General features: G+C 53.5%; 9 protein-coding genes. All 9 read right to left on the reverse strand.

Features of this window, described 5'->3' with window-relative positions; all coding sequences use genetic code 11:
* Nucleotides 1-95: 95 nt before the first annotated feature.
* Complete coding sequence (locus tag CHH75_RS00840; protein WP_095397203.1) at nucleotides 96-1,580, reverse strand: alanine/glycine:cation symporter family protein; 1,485 nt, start codon at nucleotides 1,578-1,580, stop codon at nucleotides 96-98.
* Between the two features lie 380 nt (nucleotides 1,581-1,960).
* Nucleotides 1,961-5,095, reverse strand: a complete 3,135-nt coding sequence (locus CHH75_RS00845) for a hybrid sensor histidine kinase/response regulator (protein ID WP_176475416.1) — start codon at nucleotides 5,093-5,095, stop codon at nucleotides 1,961-1,963.
* Between the two features lie 190 nt (nucleotides 5,096-5,285).
* The gene (locus CHH75_RS00850; protein ID WP_095266090.1) at nucleotides 5,286-5,681 is read right to left on the reverse strand and encodes an OsmC family protein; all 396 of its coding nucleotides are present in this window, start codon (nucleotides 5,679-5,681) and stop codon (nucleotides 5,286-5,288) included.
* Entirely contained in the window at nucleotides 5,678-6,712 is a 1,035-nt protein-coding gene (locus CHH75_RS00855) for an ABC transporter ATP-binding protein (protein WP_095397205.1), read from the reverse strand. Before CHH75_RS00855 ends, CHH75_RS00850 begins: the two co-directional genes overlap by 4 nt.
* Nucleotides 6,696-7,718, reverse strand: a complete 1,023-nt coding sequence (locus CHH75_RS00860) for an ABC transporter ATP-binding protein (RefSeq protein ID WP_095266088.1) — start codon at nucleotides 7,716-7,718, stop codon at nucleotides 6,696-6,698. The genes CHH75_RS00855 and CHH75_RS00860 overlap by 17 nt, the downstream gene beginning before the upstream one ends.
* A 27-nt stretch (nucleotides 7,719-7,745) precedes the next feature.
* On the reverse strand, nucleotides 7,746-8,648 hold the full coding sequence (locus CHH75_RS00865; RefSeq protein WP_095266087.1) for an ABC transporter permease: 903 nt from the start codon (nucleotides 8,646-8,648) through the stop codon (nucleotides 7,746-7,748).
* A 10-nt stretch (nucleotides 8,649-8,658) separates the two neighbouring features.
* Nucleotides 8,659-9,612 (reverse strand): ABC transporter permease, encoded by a 954-nt coding sequence (locus CHH75_RS00870; protein WP_095397206.1) that lies wholly within the window; start codon nucleotides 9,610-9,612, stop codon nucleotides 8,659-8,661.
* Between the two features lie 100 nt (nucleotides 9,613-9,712).
* Nucleotides 9,713-11,296, reverse strand: a complete 1,584-nt coding sequence (locus CHH75_RS00875; protein WP_095397207.1) for an ABC transporter substrate-binding protein — start codon at nucleotides 11,294-11,296, stop codon at nucleotides 9,713-9,715.
* Between the two features lie 506 nt (nucleotides 11,297-11,802).
* A complete protein-coding gene (locus CHH75_RS00880; RefSeq protein WP_095397208.1) occupies nucleotides 11,803-15,117 on the reverse strand; it encodes a glycosyl hydrolase in 3,315 nt (1,104 codons plus the stop codon).
* Nucleotides 15,118-15,216: the final 99 nt, after the last annotated feature.

The following is a 15,216-nucleotide window of genomic DNA, read 5'->3' on the forward strand; positions in this document are numbered from 1 at the left end:
CCTGCTACACCACAACAGAAAAAGCCGCTTAAACCAAGCGGCTTTCATCACAAGCAAATTCATACGGCACATCATAGGCCCTAGAGCATGCTTCTCTACAGATTCAGTGTATTGCTGTTCTTCGGCGGTGTCTGAGCCGCAGCTTCTGGCACGTACTCCTTCTCCCAGAAGTCGGCATTAGCAATGCCCACCTTCACAGGATCGAATACCGGGTCCTTGCCCTCTTTCTTCTGCCGTTCATAATCGCGCAAAATCTTGAGCGCCGGTCGGGTGAGCAGCAGGATCGCGATAATGTTCAGCCAAGCCATGCTGCCTACCCCGATATCGCCAAGGCCCCAAGCCAGATCGGCAGTTCGGATACAGCCGAAGAAGGTTACGCCCAGGACGGCAAATTTCAGCACATACTCCATCCAGATTCGTCTGGTCTTCTGATTGATATAAGCCAGATTCGTTTCAGCCATATAATAATAGGCCATGATCGTAGTGAAAGCGAAGAAGAACAAAGCGATCGCAATGAACGGTGCCCCGAATCCAGGGAAGATCGTCTCAATGGCTTTAATGGTAAAGTCCGGCCCGGATTCCACACCGGGAAGATTGGTAACGATCGGATCCATTCCGTTAGGCGCTACGTTGTACATGCCTGTTATGAGAATCATAAAGGCGGTTGCAGAACACACGAACAACGTATCGATATAAATCGAGAACGACTGTACAAGCCCTTGCTTGGCCGGATGTGACACCTCGCTCGCAGCAGCCGCATGCGGGGCCGTACCCTGTCCTGCTTCGTTGGAATAAACTCCCCGTTTGACACCCCAGCTAATCGCTGCCCCCAATATTCCTCCAAACGCAGCATCCGCGCCAAATGCACTGGAGAAAATAAGGCTCATAATAGCTGGAACTTCGGACAAGTTGGCAATGACAATAATGAGCGCCATAATTATGTAAGCAATGGCCATGAACGGCACGATCACTTGGGCAACATTAGCAATCCGCTTCACGCCTCCGAAAATAATAATCCCAAGAACCAATACAAGCAGCGAGCCAATGACGGCTGGGTGAATGCTAAAAGCGGAATTCATACTCGAAGCGATGGTATTGGCCTGAACTCCCGGAAGCAGCATACCCGTTGCAATGACAGTTACGATCGCAAACAGGATGGCGTACCACTTCATATTCAGCCCTTTTTCAATATAGTAAGCAGGTCCGCCCCGAAACTGTCCATTCTGCTTTGTCTTGAACACCTGACCAAGCGACGCTTCGACAAAGGCTGAGCCGGCACCGAGAAACGCAATCAGCCACATCCAGAATACGGCTCCCGGCCCGCCGGAGGCGATGGCCGTTGCCACACCGGCGATATTCCCCGTCCCTACTCTCCCTGCAAGCGCCATCGACAAAGCCTGGAATGAGGAGATGCCTGCCTCCGAGCTTTTGCCCTGGAACATCAACTTGACCATCTCTTTAATGTATCGGACTTGCAGGAACCGTGTAGCAAGCGTAAAAAACAAGCCGGCACCAAGACACAGATAAATCAGTGCATTGCTCCAAATCAGATTATTTAACCATTCAACAGCTTTCTCCATATTCTGCCCCCTAAGGTTTAAAATTCAAATTCATTTGGAATCAACTTAGAAGTCATTTGGTATTACACTACTTTGTTTCGTCATGAATCACCGCCTTTGTGCCAATCTCACTCCATCCCCATTACGTGTCATATTCTATTACATATTTCTAAGTCATAGAACATTTTTTATCATTATAATGTTAATATGCTATATTCTGTCAAGGTATATTTCATTCCAGTCCATTTCGTATGTCAGATTATTTTCCATATCTTAATTTCTCTTTTTCATCTTAAGTTCCCCTCTTCCGTAGCCCCAACCGCTCTTCAACGCAAAAAAGCGAGGGATCCCATTCCCCCGCTTTCCTGAAACGCCTCGCCAAATGGCAGGCCCAGCACATGCTACACCATCATCTCAGATCGTTCATGATCATTGGACAGTGAGCCGGATCGACCTTCTTTCGGTACGGTAAAAGATACAATCGTGCCCAGTCCCACAGCTCCCTTCACCTTCAAGCCCGTCCCGTACAGCTGCTTCAATCTTCGATCGGTATTCGCCAGACCAACGCCTGAAGAACTACCGATTCCATCTTCCGGATTCAGCGCCTTCCGCAGCGTATTGGGATCGATGCCGACACCGTTATCTTCAACCGAAATCTCCGCCCGGTCCCCGCGATCAATCACCCGTATTCGCACCGTGCCTCCCCGGGAGCGCTGCAGAAGCCCGTGCCTCAGCGCATTCTCAACCAATGGCTGGACGGACAGCGGCGGGACGTTCAGCTCCAGATGCTGGTTTACCTCCCACTCGATCTGAATACGGTCGCCAAACCGCTCCTTCTCGATGTACAGGTAGGACTGAACCAGTCCCAGCTCTTTTCGCAGCGGAACGAGCCGATTCAGATTGGTAAAGTCAAAGCTGGACCGCAAGTAATCTCCGAAGGCGAGCAGCAGCCTCTGCATCCGCTCGGTATCCACCTCGGCAAGTGCAGCTACCGAATTCAGCGTATTGAACAGAAAATGCGGCTGAATCTGAGCCTGGAGCCATGCCGCTTCCAACCGGGTTTGCTCGCGAGCGGCACGGGCTACCGCTGTGAGTGCTTGCACTCTAACCCGCAGCTCCTGAGCGTCCACCGGCTTGACGATGTAATCATTCGCTCCTGCGCGGAACCCCGCCTCAATGTCTTCCGGCCGGTGTCGTGCTGTGAGCAGCAGAATCGGCAGCTCTGAATGAGAGAACAGTGTGCGAACGGACCGGGTAACTTCATAGCCGGACATTTCCGGCATCATCACATCCGTGATGATCAAATCCCACGTCTCCTGATTGAGGAGAGACAGCGCCTTGGCACCGCTTGTCGCGGTCACGATTTCATAGGCATCTGGTGCGAGCGCACTGCGCAGCACATACAGATTGACAGGGTCATCGTCAACCGCAAGTATGCGCGGCCTTTCCGGCGCCTCTGCTCCGGCTTTCTCAGGCGTTCCCTCCGTCTGAACCTGGCTAAGCAGATCTCCCTCATCCATTCGGACTGCCGACACCGGAGTATCAGCTCCTGGGGCTTCTGCGACTTCTGCCTCCGCAGGCGCTACAGGCAAGGTAAAGCTGAACACCGAGCCCGCGTTCGGAGTGGAAGTCGCGGTCAGCTCGCCGCCATGAAGCTCAACCAGCTGCTTGCTGATCGTCAGGCCGAGCCCGAAGCCAGAGGCGCTTCTTCCATGCTCCTCAGCCTGTTCATAAGGCTCGAAAATCCGGCTCAGCGTCTCTTCGTCCATGCCGACCCCGGTATCTGTTACGCGAACAACGACATCGCTGCCCTGCACTTCTGCTTCGATCGCGACGACACCTTCACGCGTGAATTTCACCGCATTGTGCAGAAGGTTAAACATAATCTGAAGCAGCCGGTTCTCGTCCGCCAGCACCGGGGGCAACGATTCCGGTATCCGGTTCTCAAACCGAATAGGCTTGCCCTCCGTCAGGAAACGAACCATGTCCAGCACGCCTGCTGCCTCTGCTTGAAGAAGAACCGGGGCCGGTTCAATCCGGATTCGATTCTCCCGCAGTCTTGTGAGGTCGATCAGGTCACTGAGCAGAATATTCATCCGTTTGCCAACCGACACAAGCAGCTTGAGCCGGAAATGATTCTTCCGGTCCTCGGCTCTTCCGCCGCTGTCCATGACGGTCTGCGCCATATTCATAATGGCATGCAGCGGATTTCTCAGCTCGTGTGAAGTATGGACGAGGAATTCGTCCTTGAGCTTGTCTGCTCGCTGCAGTTTCTCTGCAAGTCTGGCCATCTCGGAAGCATTGCGGAAATAGCGCTTGAACCAGAACAGCGCGAAGGATATGAACACGGCCAACATATCAAAAGGATAGTAGCCTATATCAAGCAGCAGTGAATAATTCAGAATCCCCCAGACCAGATTCGAGACCAGCGCCACCGATCCAAGCAGCAAATAAATCGTATCGGGCAGGCCTCGTCGCACCGCCAAATACAAGATGAACGGCGTGATCACAAACGAGATCACCATGAGGAGCGTATGCAGCACGTCGGCATAGGTGTACAGCTCCACCGGCAGTGCCAATACAAGCACCCCGAAGACAATACATACTATCAGATGCCAGCGCGAGTGGCGCATAATTGGAGATTCTGGCAGCAGTCCTCTTATAAAAGGAAGCACCAGCGCCGCTACTCCCAAATAGGACAAATAGTAGATTTTATGAGACGTTACATAATCGACCCCGAACCACGCGGGCAGCAGACGGTCAATGTCAACTGCAACCGTGGCCGCACCGCTAATCGACAGCAAGGAAAAGATCAGCAGCGGTTTCTCCCGGGCTCCGATAAAATAAAGAACCAGCGCATATATCGCGTGCATCAAGACCAATAGGAACACCGTCGCCTGGGCACCCGCCGAGAACCAGTAAGCCCTGTTCATCGCATCGTTCGTTCCGAGCTTGATCGGCTCTGTCAGTCCTCCCATTACACGGTCGTTGTAGTTCGCGGTTTGCAGAACAATGTCGAGCGTCCCTTCCTGTTCCGGAAGCATGATGGAGTACGGCACATTGCTCGCTGTATAGGAGTCAGAATGCTCCGCCGGCTGACCGGACTGCTCCATCAACTGTCCGTTCACATACAAAGCCGAGGATGCGGAGATCCCCGGCACGCGTATTTTCAATTCAGGCAAGCCTTCGGAAGGCATCACCACACGCAGCCGATACGTCCCATGCCCGAAGACAGATCCTGAAGGCATCTCACGCTGCCAGCTGCCTGGAATTGTAGCGAGGGCTACGCTGTGATCGCCCACTGCAAACGAGCCGTCCGGCGTTGGTGTGATCAGCTGCATCGGATAAAATTCCCATTCTCCGACAAGGGTCAGAATCGGCCTGTCAGCGGGGGCCCAATCCCGCAAATCCAGGACACCGCTTTCTGCATGCACCTGTGTTGAAGTGGTCTGTATATTAATCCAGGTAAGGCGAACCACCGTCAGCATAAGCAAAAACAAGCCAATCAGGGCCGCAATTTTTCTTCTCTTCATCATAAGGCTACTCATTCGACAAAAAGTGGTGTAATTCCTCCTAATGCCTCACAAAAAATATGGTCATTGCCGCTGAAAACAGGACGATTGATCCACAAACGGCAGCATGCGAGTGTAAATACGCATATTCAAGCAAGATGACGGTGAATCTTAGGTGCTATTCAGCTCCAGGTCACGACCTAGGCCACTTCTCCTATCCCCGCTCTACCAATTCAACGACAGCTTCGCCTTTCAACGTATTGCTGATGGTGCATGCCCGCTCGACGACGGTCTTGAGCTTTTCCTTGTAGTCCGGCTCCAAAGTAGGCGGCAACGCAACCGTCACGTGAAAATGAGCGAAACGGTTCTTTCTCCGGTCCTCATCCTTCGTGGACGTCACTTCAATATGAATCGAGTCTTTATCATACTTCACCCCGTCGAACGCCATCATCTTCTGAAGAGAGATGGAGATGCAGAGGGCCAGGGAAGCCTCCAGCAGTTCCCTTGGATTCAATCCGCCATCCAGATCCGGGCTGTGTGTGCCGACAAGCTGCATGCCTGCTCCGTTATAAATATGGTCCTGACCGTTTACGATTTTTAATGTTGTCATCCTTCTATCTCCTTTTCAATAGGTTGTTCCGTGTTGAAATAACCGGGTGCGGCATAATGGCAGGCCGCTTTGTGGTGCGGCATGATTTCCCGCAGCGGCGGTGTCTCTGACCGGCACAGCTCGGTTGCCCAAGGACAGCGGGTGTGGAATACACAGCCGCTAGGCAGCGCCAGCGGAGATGGAATCTCTCCCTTGAGAATGATTCGCTCCTTTAGCCTGCTGCGTCCGAAATCCGGCACCGCCGAGAACAAAGCCCGGGTGTACGGGTGCAGCGGTTCACGGAACAAATCATCTGTAGGTGCCTCCTCCACAATTTTGCCTAGATACATAATGCCGATGCGATCTGATATATAGCGTACCACGCTGATGTCATGTGTGATGAACAGCAGGGTTAGCTTCATATCCTGCTGAAGCTTCTTCAGCAGATTCAAGATTTGCGATTGGATCGAGACGTCCAGTGCGGAGACCGGCTCATCACAAACGATAATTTTAGGATTCATGATCAGCGCTCTGGCGAGGCCGAGTCTCTGGCGCTGTCCTCCCGAGAATTCATGCGGAAACCGAAAAGCATGCTCCGGCCGCAGCCCTACCGTCTCCAGAATTTGGAACACCTTTTCCTGGCGTTCTTCCTTGTTCCCCAGTTTATGAATGATCAGCGGCTCCTCCAGAATGCTGCCGATCCGCTTTCTAGGATTCAAGGACGAATACGGGTCCTGGAACACAAGCTGTACTTCCTTGCGGAATTTCTTCAGCTCGTCCTTGGTCATCGCATTGAGCTCCCGGTCGCCGTACAGCACCTGGCCTTCAGTTGCAGGTGTCAGCCCCAATATTGTACGCCCGGTCGTGCTCTTGCCAGAGCCGGACTCGCCGACCAGCCCATAGGTTTCACCTTCAGACAGCTCGAAGGAGACATCGGTGACGGCATTGACATGGGCTTTGGTGCCGAACAGCTTGCCAAAGGATCCATAGACCGGGAATCGCTTATGCAGAGATTGGACGCGCAGAATGGCTTGATCAGTTGATTGAGTCACGGGTGGTTTCACTCCCCTCCAGCCGGTTTATGGAGGCATAATGCCAGCATTTGACCTTGTGTTGTTCATCGGCGTGCCTCATCGGCGGCTCTTCAGACCGGCATTTCTCATCTGCAAACGGACATCTGGTTGAGAAACCGCAGCCCTTCGGAACATCCGTCAGAGAAGGCACCGTTCCTTCAATCACATGCAGCTTGTCATTGCGGTCTCCGTCCAGTTTGGGAATCGATTGGATCAGTCCTTGTGTATAGGGATGGAGCGGCTTGTCGAACAGGCTTTTCGTGTCCGCTTCCTCCACAATTTGTCCCAGGTACATAACCTTAACGCCCGTGCACAGCTCGGATACGACACCCAGATCATGCGTAATGAACAGCACGCCCATGCCGAGCCGTTCGTTCAGATCGGTAATAAGCTCCAGAATCTGTGCCTGAATCGTTACATCGAGCGCCGTAGTCGGCTCGTCGGCAATAAGCAGCTTCGGCTCACAAGCCAGCGCCATCGCAATCATGACGCGCTGCTGCATGCCACCGGACAGCTGATGCGGATACTCGTTCACCCGAATCTCCGGTGACGGGATCCCGGTTAACCGCAAAATGTCGATCGCCTGCTGGTAAGCTTCCTGTTTGGATTTTTTCTGGTGGAGACGTATCACTTCCATAATCTGATTCCCGATTGTATACACCGGACTCAGAGAGGTGAGCGGGTCCTGGAAGATCATCGAGATATCGTCACCGCGGATCGCTCTCAGCTTGGACAGCGGCAGCTCCAGCAAATTCTCGTTCTCGAACAGAACCTCCCCTTCGTAGGCAATGCTATCCGTATGATCAAGCAAACGCAGAATCGACTGGGACATCACGCTTTTTCCGCAGCCGGATTCACCGACAATGCCGATAATTTCGCCCTTGTGCATCGAGAAGCTGACGCCGTTGACCGCCGTTACTTTCCCGCGTTCGGTATGAAAATGGGTTTTCAGATCTTTGACTTCCAATAGAGGCGCTTCGCTCATATCAATACCTCCAAGCTCTATAAATCATCATTTACTCTGTTTCTGCTTGACGCGAGGATCGAGCAGGTCACGCAAGCCATCGCCCAGCAGATTGAGACTGAGGACGGATAATACTACCGCTGCGCCAGGGAACACAACCATCCACCAGGCCTTGAAAATAACCAGCTTGCTTGCCTGCAAAATATTGCCCCAGCTTGGTTCCGGTGCCGGAATGCCTGCGCCGAGAAAGCTGAGCGCCGCTTCGGATATAATCGCCTCCGCGAACACGAAGGTGGCCTGTACAAGCAGCGGAGACAGCGTGTTCGGCACGATATGCAGCCAGATAATCCGGGTGGCGCTTGCTCCTTGCGCCTGCATCGCTTCAATGAACGTCTGCTCCCGGACGACCAGCGCCGAAGAACGAACCACTCTGGCAATATTCGGGGTGAACACAATTGTCAGCGCAATAATGACATTGAGCGCAGATGCGCCGAGCGCTGCCATCAGCGCGATGGCCAGCAGAATCCCGGGTATCGCGATCAGTCCGTCACAGATACGCATCAGAATGTGATCAAGTGTCCGATAATACGCAGCATACACCCCGATGATCAGTCCCAGTGACGAGGAGATGAGCGCCACCGCCAGCCCGACGCCCAGCGATACCCGGGCTCCGTATAACAGCCTGGTCATGAGGTCTCGTCCGAATTCGTCCGTTCCCAGCACATGGGCGCCACCCGGTTCGGATAAGCGCTCCACGACCTTCATCTCATACGGATCATAGGGGCTGAGCATCGGACCGAACACGGCCAATATAATAAGAATCGCCAGCACCGAAGCGCCGATCAACAATCCGTAATTAGAGCGAATACGACGGAAAGCGAGTGTGCGCTGCTCTTTTTTCAGCTTTTTGCTTACTTCTGCGATTTGCTCTTTATTCTGTATCGTTGCCATCCTCTTCACCTCACTTCTTGCGATCCAGGCGAACGCGAGGATCGACAGCGCCATATAACAGATCGACCAACAGATTGATCGTAACATACATCAGCGTGACCACCAGCACGACGCCTTGAATGACGGCAAAATCCCGCCGGGCAATCGAATTCAGAATCAGTTGCCCCAGGCCCGGAATATTAAAGATCGATTCCACGACGACGGCCCCGGTCACAAGTGTTCCGAACGTCTGCCCGATGACGGTCAAGATCGGCAGGAAAGCGCTCCGGAACGCGTATTTGAACAATACCTTCATCTCATGCAGACCTTTGGATCTGGCTGTCTTGATGAAATTAAGGTTTAGCACCTCCAGCATGGAGGAGCGGGTCATTCTCGTAATGAGTGCCGCCTGGATCGTTCCAAGCGAAATGCCTGGAAGGATCAAATACTTCAGATGCTCCCAGAAGCCGCTGCTTAAGGGCGCATAGCCGGCCACCGGCAGCCACTGGAGCTTGACGCCGACAAACAGCATCAGGAACAGCCCGAGCAGGAAGCTCGGCAAGGCCATCCCGAGCAGCGACAGTCCGGTCAGGGAATAGTCCGCAAGTGAGCCCCTTTTGTAAGCCGCGATAATGCCGAACGGTATCGCCAGCACAACAGCGATAATCTGGGCCAGTATGGCCAGCGACAGTGTCGGGAGCATATGCTCGGCAATCGCCTCGCTGACAGGTTGATGCATGAATATCGAATCCCCCAGATCCCCTCTTAGCACATTGGCGATCCAGCTGGTGTACTGCTCCACAATCGGACGGTTCAGTCCCAGCTCCTCATTCAGCCGCTCAATATCTTCTTGTGAAGCTTCCATTCCCAATATGGCCGCTGCCGGGTCACCCGGCGTCAGATGGATGATCAGAAAGATGGCAATGCTCACAACAGCCAGTACAGGAATAAGCGACAACAGTCTTTTGGTTATATAAGCCAGCACGGGCAATCCCTCATTTTATAGATGGTCTATGAAACTATAATGGCAAAAGAAAGAGGGTGCTGCCAGTTAACAGAGTAACTTGGAACACCCTCTATTCCATTTACTTCGGTATTTTGGCATTCCAGACAACAGGTGCTTCAAACAGTTCAAAGCCTTCAAGTGATTTGGATGTCGCCACAACCCCGTTGTAATGCCCGATTACCGTAGAGGAAGCATATTCGTACAGGAAGAGCTGCAGCTTCTCCCACTCCTGCTTCGCTTCTTCTGGCGTTGCTGCCCCGCGAATGGCGGCCAGGCCTTGCTTGACCGTCTCATGATCCAGACCAGCCCAGTCCGGCGTTACGGCAAGCAGCTGCGGCGGCGTAAGCTGATACCCAGTGCTCGCCACGAAGATGTCCCATTTGCTGCGGTCATTCTTCGTTTCCAGGAATGTAGGGAAATCAAAGTTATCCACTTTGACATTCATGCCGATTTTGCGAAGCTGCTCCTGGATGACCAGCGTCGCCGTGTACATTTCGTTGTAATCCTTGGTCGTCAGCAGCGTGATCTCTTGGCCGTTGTATCCCGCCTCTTCAAGCAGTTGTTTCGCCTTTTCCGGATTCGCCTGGTTGTAATACTCGGCCCCCGCATCCGTGGACCATTGAACCTGGTTCGTGTTCAGATAGCCAGGTGCAAGAGAATACAGTTCCGGTTTGGCGAAGCTCGCCAGCATGATCTCTTCGTTGTCAAAGGCGGCGAGAACAGCCTGACGAATCTTCTCGTCTGCAAGCGGCCCTTCGTTGGTATTGAAAAATGCCGTCAGTGCGCCGCCCGGAAGCGCGTGCAGCGTCACATTGTTATCCATATCAAGCTCATCATAGTTTTCAATCGGAATGCTGTCAGCGACATCATATTGTCCTGTCTTGATGCCTGCAATCCGTGTCGAATGGTCGGTTACGAAATGAAAATACAGATTCGGGGTCGGTGCTTCCTTGCGTCCGTCAAAGCCGTTCGGTTCGCCGTCCACCGATTGATATTCCTCATTCTTTACCAGGTGAATGTACTGGTCCTGCTTCCACTCCTGGAACTTGTAAGGACCAGTACCGATGTATTCCTTGATTCCGTCTGCCGGAGCAGCATCCACGATTTCCTTCGGCATAATGGCCGGGAACTGAGCCTGTGAAGCGATCAGAATCAGCACATCGGACGTCGGTGCTTCTACCGTCAGCTTGACGGTATAGGTGTCTACCGCTTCAAAATTGGCATTTGTCAGCAGCACTTTCGCGCGGGATGAAGTCGCCAGCCAGCGATTCATCGAGGCCACAACATCCTCTGACGTCATCTCTTTCCCGTTATGGAACTTGACGCCCTGACGCAGCGCGAACGTATAGGTCAACCCGTCCTCACTGCGTTCGACGGATTCCGCAAGAGCTGGCACTGGCTCATACTCCGCATTCAACGTATACAACTGCTCGAAGATGTTGCCCGCAATATCCAGTGCAACAGCCGATACCGTCATTGGCGTGTCGAGCGTAGGAGGCTGGGCGGTGATTGCAATGTTCAGCTCCTCCCTATATTCCTTCGCTTCCGCCGATTCATTGTCGGCATTTCCTTCTTGGTTTGCGTTCGTTCCTTCATTACTGCCGCAAGCTGCAAGCAGCAGAACAAGAATCAATGATAATAGCCCTAACTTTGATGCCTTCATGACAATCCCCCCGTTGTCGCACAGATACGATGCTGAATCATATGCCATGCGTTTAACATAATAAATAAATGTTGCCCCTGATCGCATTCCGTTCAGGTTGCTTTAAACCTAAGTTATAAGGTTGGTTTAATAAGTTATGGAAATACTAATCGATTGTTCAGGGGTTGTCAATGTTATTAATTGTGCAGTATAGAAGGAATTCCCTTGTTTGTTACATCCCGTGTTGGAAATGGCATGTTAGGCGGAAAATGACGAGAATCTGAACCCAAAAAAATCAGTCAGGGACGGTCAACGTCACCTGACTGATCGGCTCTCTCTATGGCATAACCAAGGATTAATTCATGCTTCGTTTTGGTTTCATTTATGCGTTCACTCAGGGGATATATTCATGCATCTTGCATGCATCATGCTATGTTTTCTTCCTTGGTTCCTTTCATGTGTCATTCATGCGGTTCATTCATGTGGTTCATCCATGCGCTTCTATTTGACGTCGAGTCATTGTGCGCTCAATCCCGTTCCATAGACCGTTCAATCCGGTCCCTTTCCATGTATACGATCCGCGACGAGCCGGTGATGCCGGAAGGCAGCGCCCGCTTACCGTATAGATTCTCCAGCGTATTGGCTGCCTGTATTCTGAGGGTAACCGCTTCCGATGCCCCCTCTTCCATTCCCTCGCCAATAAACCGTGTAATATCCCACCGGTACGGGGGCCACAGCCTGATGCCGGCATCCTGATCGTTCACGAAGAGGCGCGCCGTCTCGCGAATATCATTAACCTCCAGCCATACCTGCTCTTCTATCCCCGGCCTTGGCAGTTTCAGCTGCTGCGAATAGCAGGCGGTTCCGGCATAGAAAGGATAACCTTCCGCACACCATTCGCCGGCGACCTGCCTCGGCTCCACGGTCAATGCCGTTCCATGAACAGCGAACGGACCGATCAGGAAGGCGGGGAAGGAGATCGCCGGCATCGGCTCCAGCAGGGATACCGTCAATATCTCGAGTTCATTTAACCCCGGCTGCAGGCTAGACGTGATCTCGACACTGTGATAGTAAGGGTCCTGCCAGGAAGATGGCCCCAGTGCAGGCTGACGCACACCGTTCACGAAAATTTCGAGATTTCGGCGCCGCTGAAGAAAGCCGATATGGGAAGGAACGTTCTGATGCACGTCATCCAGGACCAGTTCCACCCCTCGGTGGCGCGATGGTGATCGGCCGGGAGCTTCGGAACGGGCGTTAAGCCATTCGATCAGCTCTTTTGTCATATGGAAGGTTGTATGATAGGTGTTGACCTGACCGGGCATCGTTGCATTCATCTTCGATTGCCGGTCGTTCAAGGTCACCTGCCAGCGGTCGAGCAGCAGCACATTCGGTTGATCCGCCTCGTATTGCCACAATGGCTCCAGCTGGATCTCCTTGCTCCGCTCCCCTGCCCTTCTTGGCATTCCAAGTACATCGCTCCTGTCGAACCGGAGGGCAGCGGTTCCTGAAGAATCGGCTTTACTTCCAGCTTCTCCTCTGTCATCAACCGTATCCTCGCGCTCCTTCATGGAGAAGACTCGCAGTTCCCCGGGCGAAAAGGTCAAAACCGCATCATTACGCACAGCGCGCACATCACCATGCTCCAGCCGCCATTCCTCGATTATCCTCTCGCCGGCCGCGCCTTTCTCCTGTCGATGATCAAGCCGAATCGCAACCTCTTGCTCCGACCAATTCATCATCCACACATACCGCCTGCCAGACTCCCCTCGTTCTACGACAATCAGATCCTCCAATCCGCCTTCAAGCATCGTATAGGAGAACAGCGGCTGCTGCTTCAGCAACGGTTTGAGCTGCGCGCACAAGCTTTCGAGCGGATCCGCATCCTGGTTATCGCGTTTGGCTTGCTCCAGGGAGTAAAAGAGCGTGCTTCCATCCCCGATCAAGCGCCGATCGCCATGACCGCCTTCCCCGAACAGCTGCTCCATAACGCGCTTCAGCTCCGGATCGTTATGCTGCGACTCGCTGTCCTGTGGAATGGTTCCGACGGCAATCAACGTCCCGCCTGATTGCACGAACGAGAGCAGCCTGACGGCAAGCTGCCGGGACATGACGCGAATACATGGCAGCACCAGAAGCGGGTAGGTGCCCCCGCGCTCGGCGAATCGGAATCCGCGCCGCTCCCCGCCGATGATGTCGGCAACTGCCAGCTGGCACTCATCGACATAGTCATAATCGATCGCGCTGCGCAGCAGCCGATCCGACAGCAGCTGGAACAGCGTATCCGCATCGGGCTTTCGGTCCGATACGCCAGAGGCGAACATATCCTGATACACGGTCCGGATCGGAGAGAGCAGCAGCACCTCCGGGCTTCTGCTTGTCCGGGCTCCAAGCAGGCTTAGCCGTCCAATGTAGTCGGCAAAGGCACGATAATGCGGCCAGTGCGGCGCATGCTTGAACTCGGTCGGCGGAAAATCGGTCTTCCGATAACCGGCAAATGAATAGTAGAACGCATGCGGAATGAACAGGTTCACGCCTAAGAATGCCATGAAATTGGCGTCCAGTCTCCGCTGTCGCATCGAGTACGCATGGCCGCTCGCCCCGAACGACTCGCATATAACGCGCGCCTTGTTTTCCAGCTGCGCTACGGAGGCTGCTGTTTTCACCGAAACGATCCGGTGTGGATTATCTTTACTGCCGATACCGGCGGTCAAGTAATCCACACCAGCATAATGGAACTGCTGAAGCACCCGTGTCTGATTTCCCTGAGAGCGTGCCTGACCCCACACCGGCTCTTCCAGCGTATGTCCGATATACAGCAGGCCATTGCGTTCGCACCATTCTCTGATCGCACCATGGTATCCTTCGACATACCAGCGGGTGATCGTGTCATAATACTGCTGTCTTGCGGTCAGACTGCCGTCCGTCAAATGATAAAGCAGCGCCCCCAGCAGAGGGATAAGATCGACGCCGTTATCGGCCAGATAGCGTTCCTCCATTCCCCGCGTCCAGGCGAACACGATCCCGGGCAGCGTGGCCTCCACATCGCGAACCTCCGTCCGGATGGCCTCTACACCGAAGAAGCCGTCATGAATCATCAGACCAGGCTCATCGGTGAACACCCCCTTGATCGTGGAGCTATAATGCTGCTGAAGCTGCAGCAGCGGCTCATAGGAGAGCCGGATGAAGGTTTGCACCGCTTCGGGATTGAGCGTGTCCAGGTAGTACCCTCCGGCAAAAGTCATCCCCTCCGCAATCTCGCATGACCAGCAGGCCAGCACGACATAATCGCCTTCGCTTCCAGGGGTCCAGACATCGCCTAGCTGCTCCGTAATTCGGAGCGGCTCCGGATGCAGCAGCCACTCTCCGCCCTGCTCTTCTGCCCGGTAGGCCAAGATCGCAATCAGCTCATTGTGATCATACGGCTGAAAATCAAGCGTCAGCGGTTTCGGCCAGTCAGCAGCGCTGTAACGCCGCTCTTCGATCCTTAGGTAGCGCATCCGGTACTCCGGATGCTGCCGGGTCAGTTTGCCGCCAAGCGTTCCGCTTGGCCAGTTGTCTTCATCGTACAGCCAGACGTCCATCCCGCGCTTGCGGCATTCCTCGGTGCAAAAAGACAGCGCATCCATAAATTCAGACGACAGATATTCCGCCTGCATGCCGTGACGGGCGTGCAACACCACACCCCCAACCCCTTGCTCATGCATCGCTGAAATCTGTTGCTCAAGCTCCTGCCGCTCCAGCTTATGGTTCAGAAACCAGAAAGGCTGCGGCCGATAGGTAGCAGCCGGGTTATTAAACTGCCGAATGATGTCATCTGAAGCCGGCAGTGTGTTGGTCATCATTATCCCTCGCTTTAACCGATTATTGCTCGTATTGTATCATACCTTTCCCGAGCTAGAGCCTGTCATATGTCACATTTTGGATAGAGCGTGGCGCTAAGC

The organism is Paenibacillus sp. 7541 (assembly GCF_002276395.1).
GTDB classification, from domain to species: domain Bacteria; phylum Bacillota; class Bacilli; order Paenibacillales; family Paenibacillaceae; genus Paenibacillus_AQ; species Paenibacillus_AQ campinasensis.

What these genes read in the sequence shown, in the direction of transcription:
- CHH75_RS00875 (WP_095397207.1), bottom strand. Translation starts at nt 11,296, where the DNA reads ATGAAGGCATCAAAGTTAGGGCTATTATCATTGATTCTTGTTCTGCTG.
- CHH75_RS00845 (WP_176475416.1), bottom strand. Translation starts at nt 5,095, where the DNA reads ATGATGAAGAGAAGAAAAATTGCGGCCCTGATTGGCTTGTTTTTGCTT.
- CHH75_RS00850 (WP_095266090.1), bottom strand. Translation starts at nt 5,681, where the DNA reads ATGACAACATTAAAAATCGTAAACGGTCAGGACCATATTTATAACGGA.
- CHH75_RS00880 (WP_095397208.1), bottom strand. Translation starts at nt 15,117, where the DNA reads ATGATGACCAACACACTGCCGGCTTCAGATGACATCATTCGGCAGTTT.
- CHH75_RS00865 (WP_095266087.1), bottom strand. Translation starts at nt 8,648, where the DNA reads ATGGCAACGATACAGAATAAAGAGCAAATCGCAGAAGTAAGCAAAAAG.
- CHH75_RS00840 (WP_095397203.1), bottom strand. Translation starts at nt 1,580, where the DNA reads ATGGAGAAAGCTGTTGAATGGTTAAATAATCTGATTTGGAGCAATGCA.
- CHH75_RS00860 (WP_095266088.1), bottom strand. Translation starts at nt 7,718, where the DNA reads ATGAGCGAAGCGCCTCTATTGGAAGTCAAAGATCTGAAAACCCATTTT.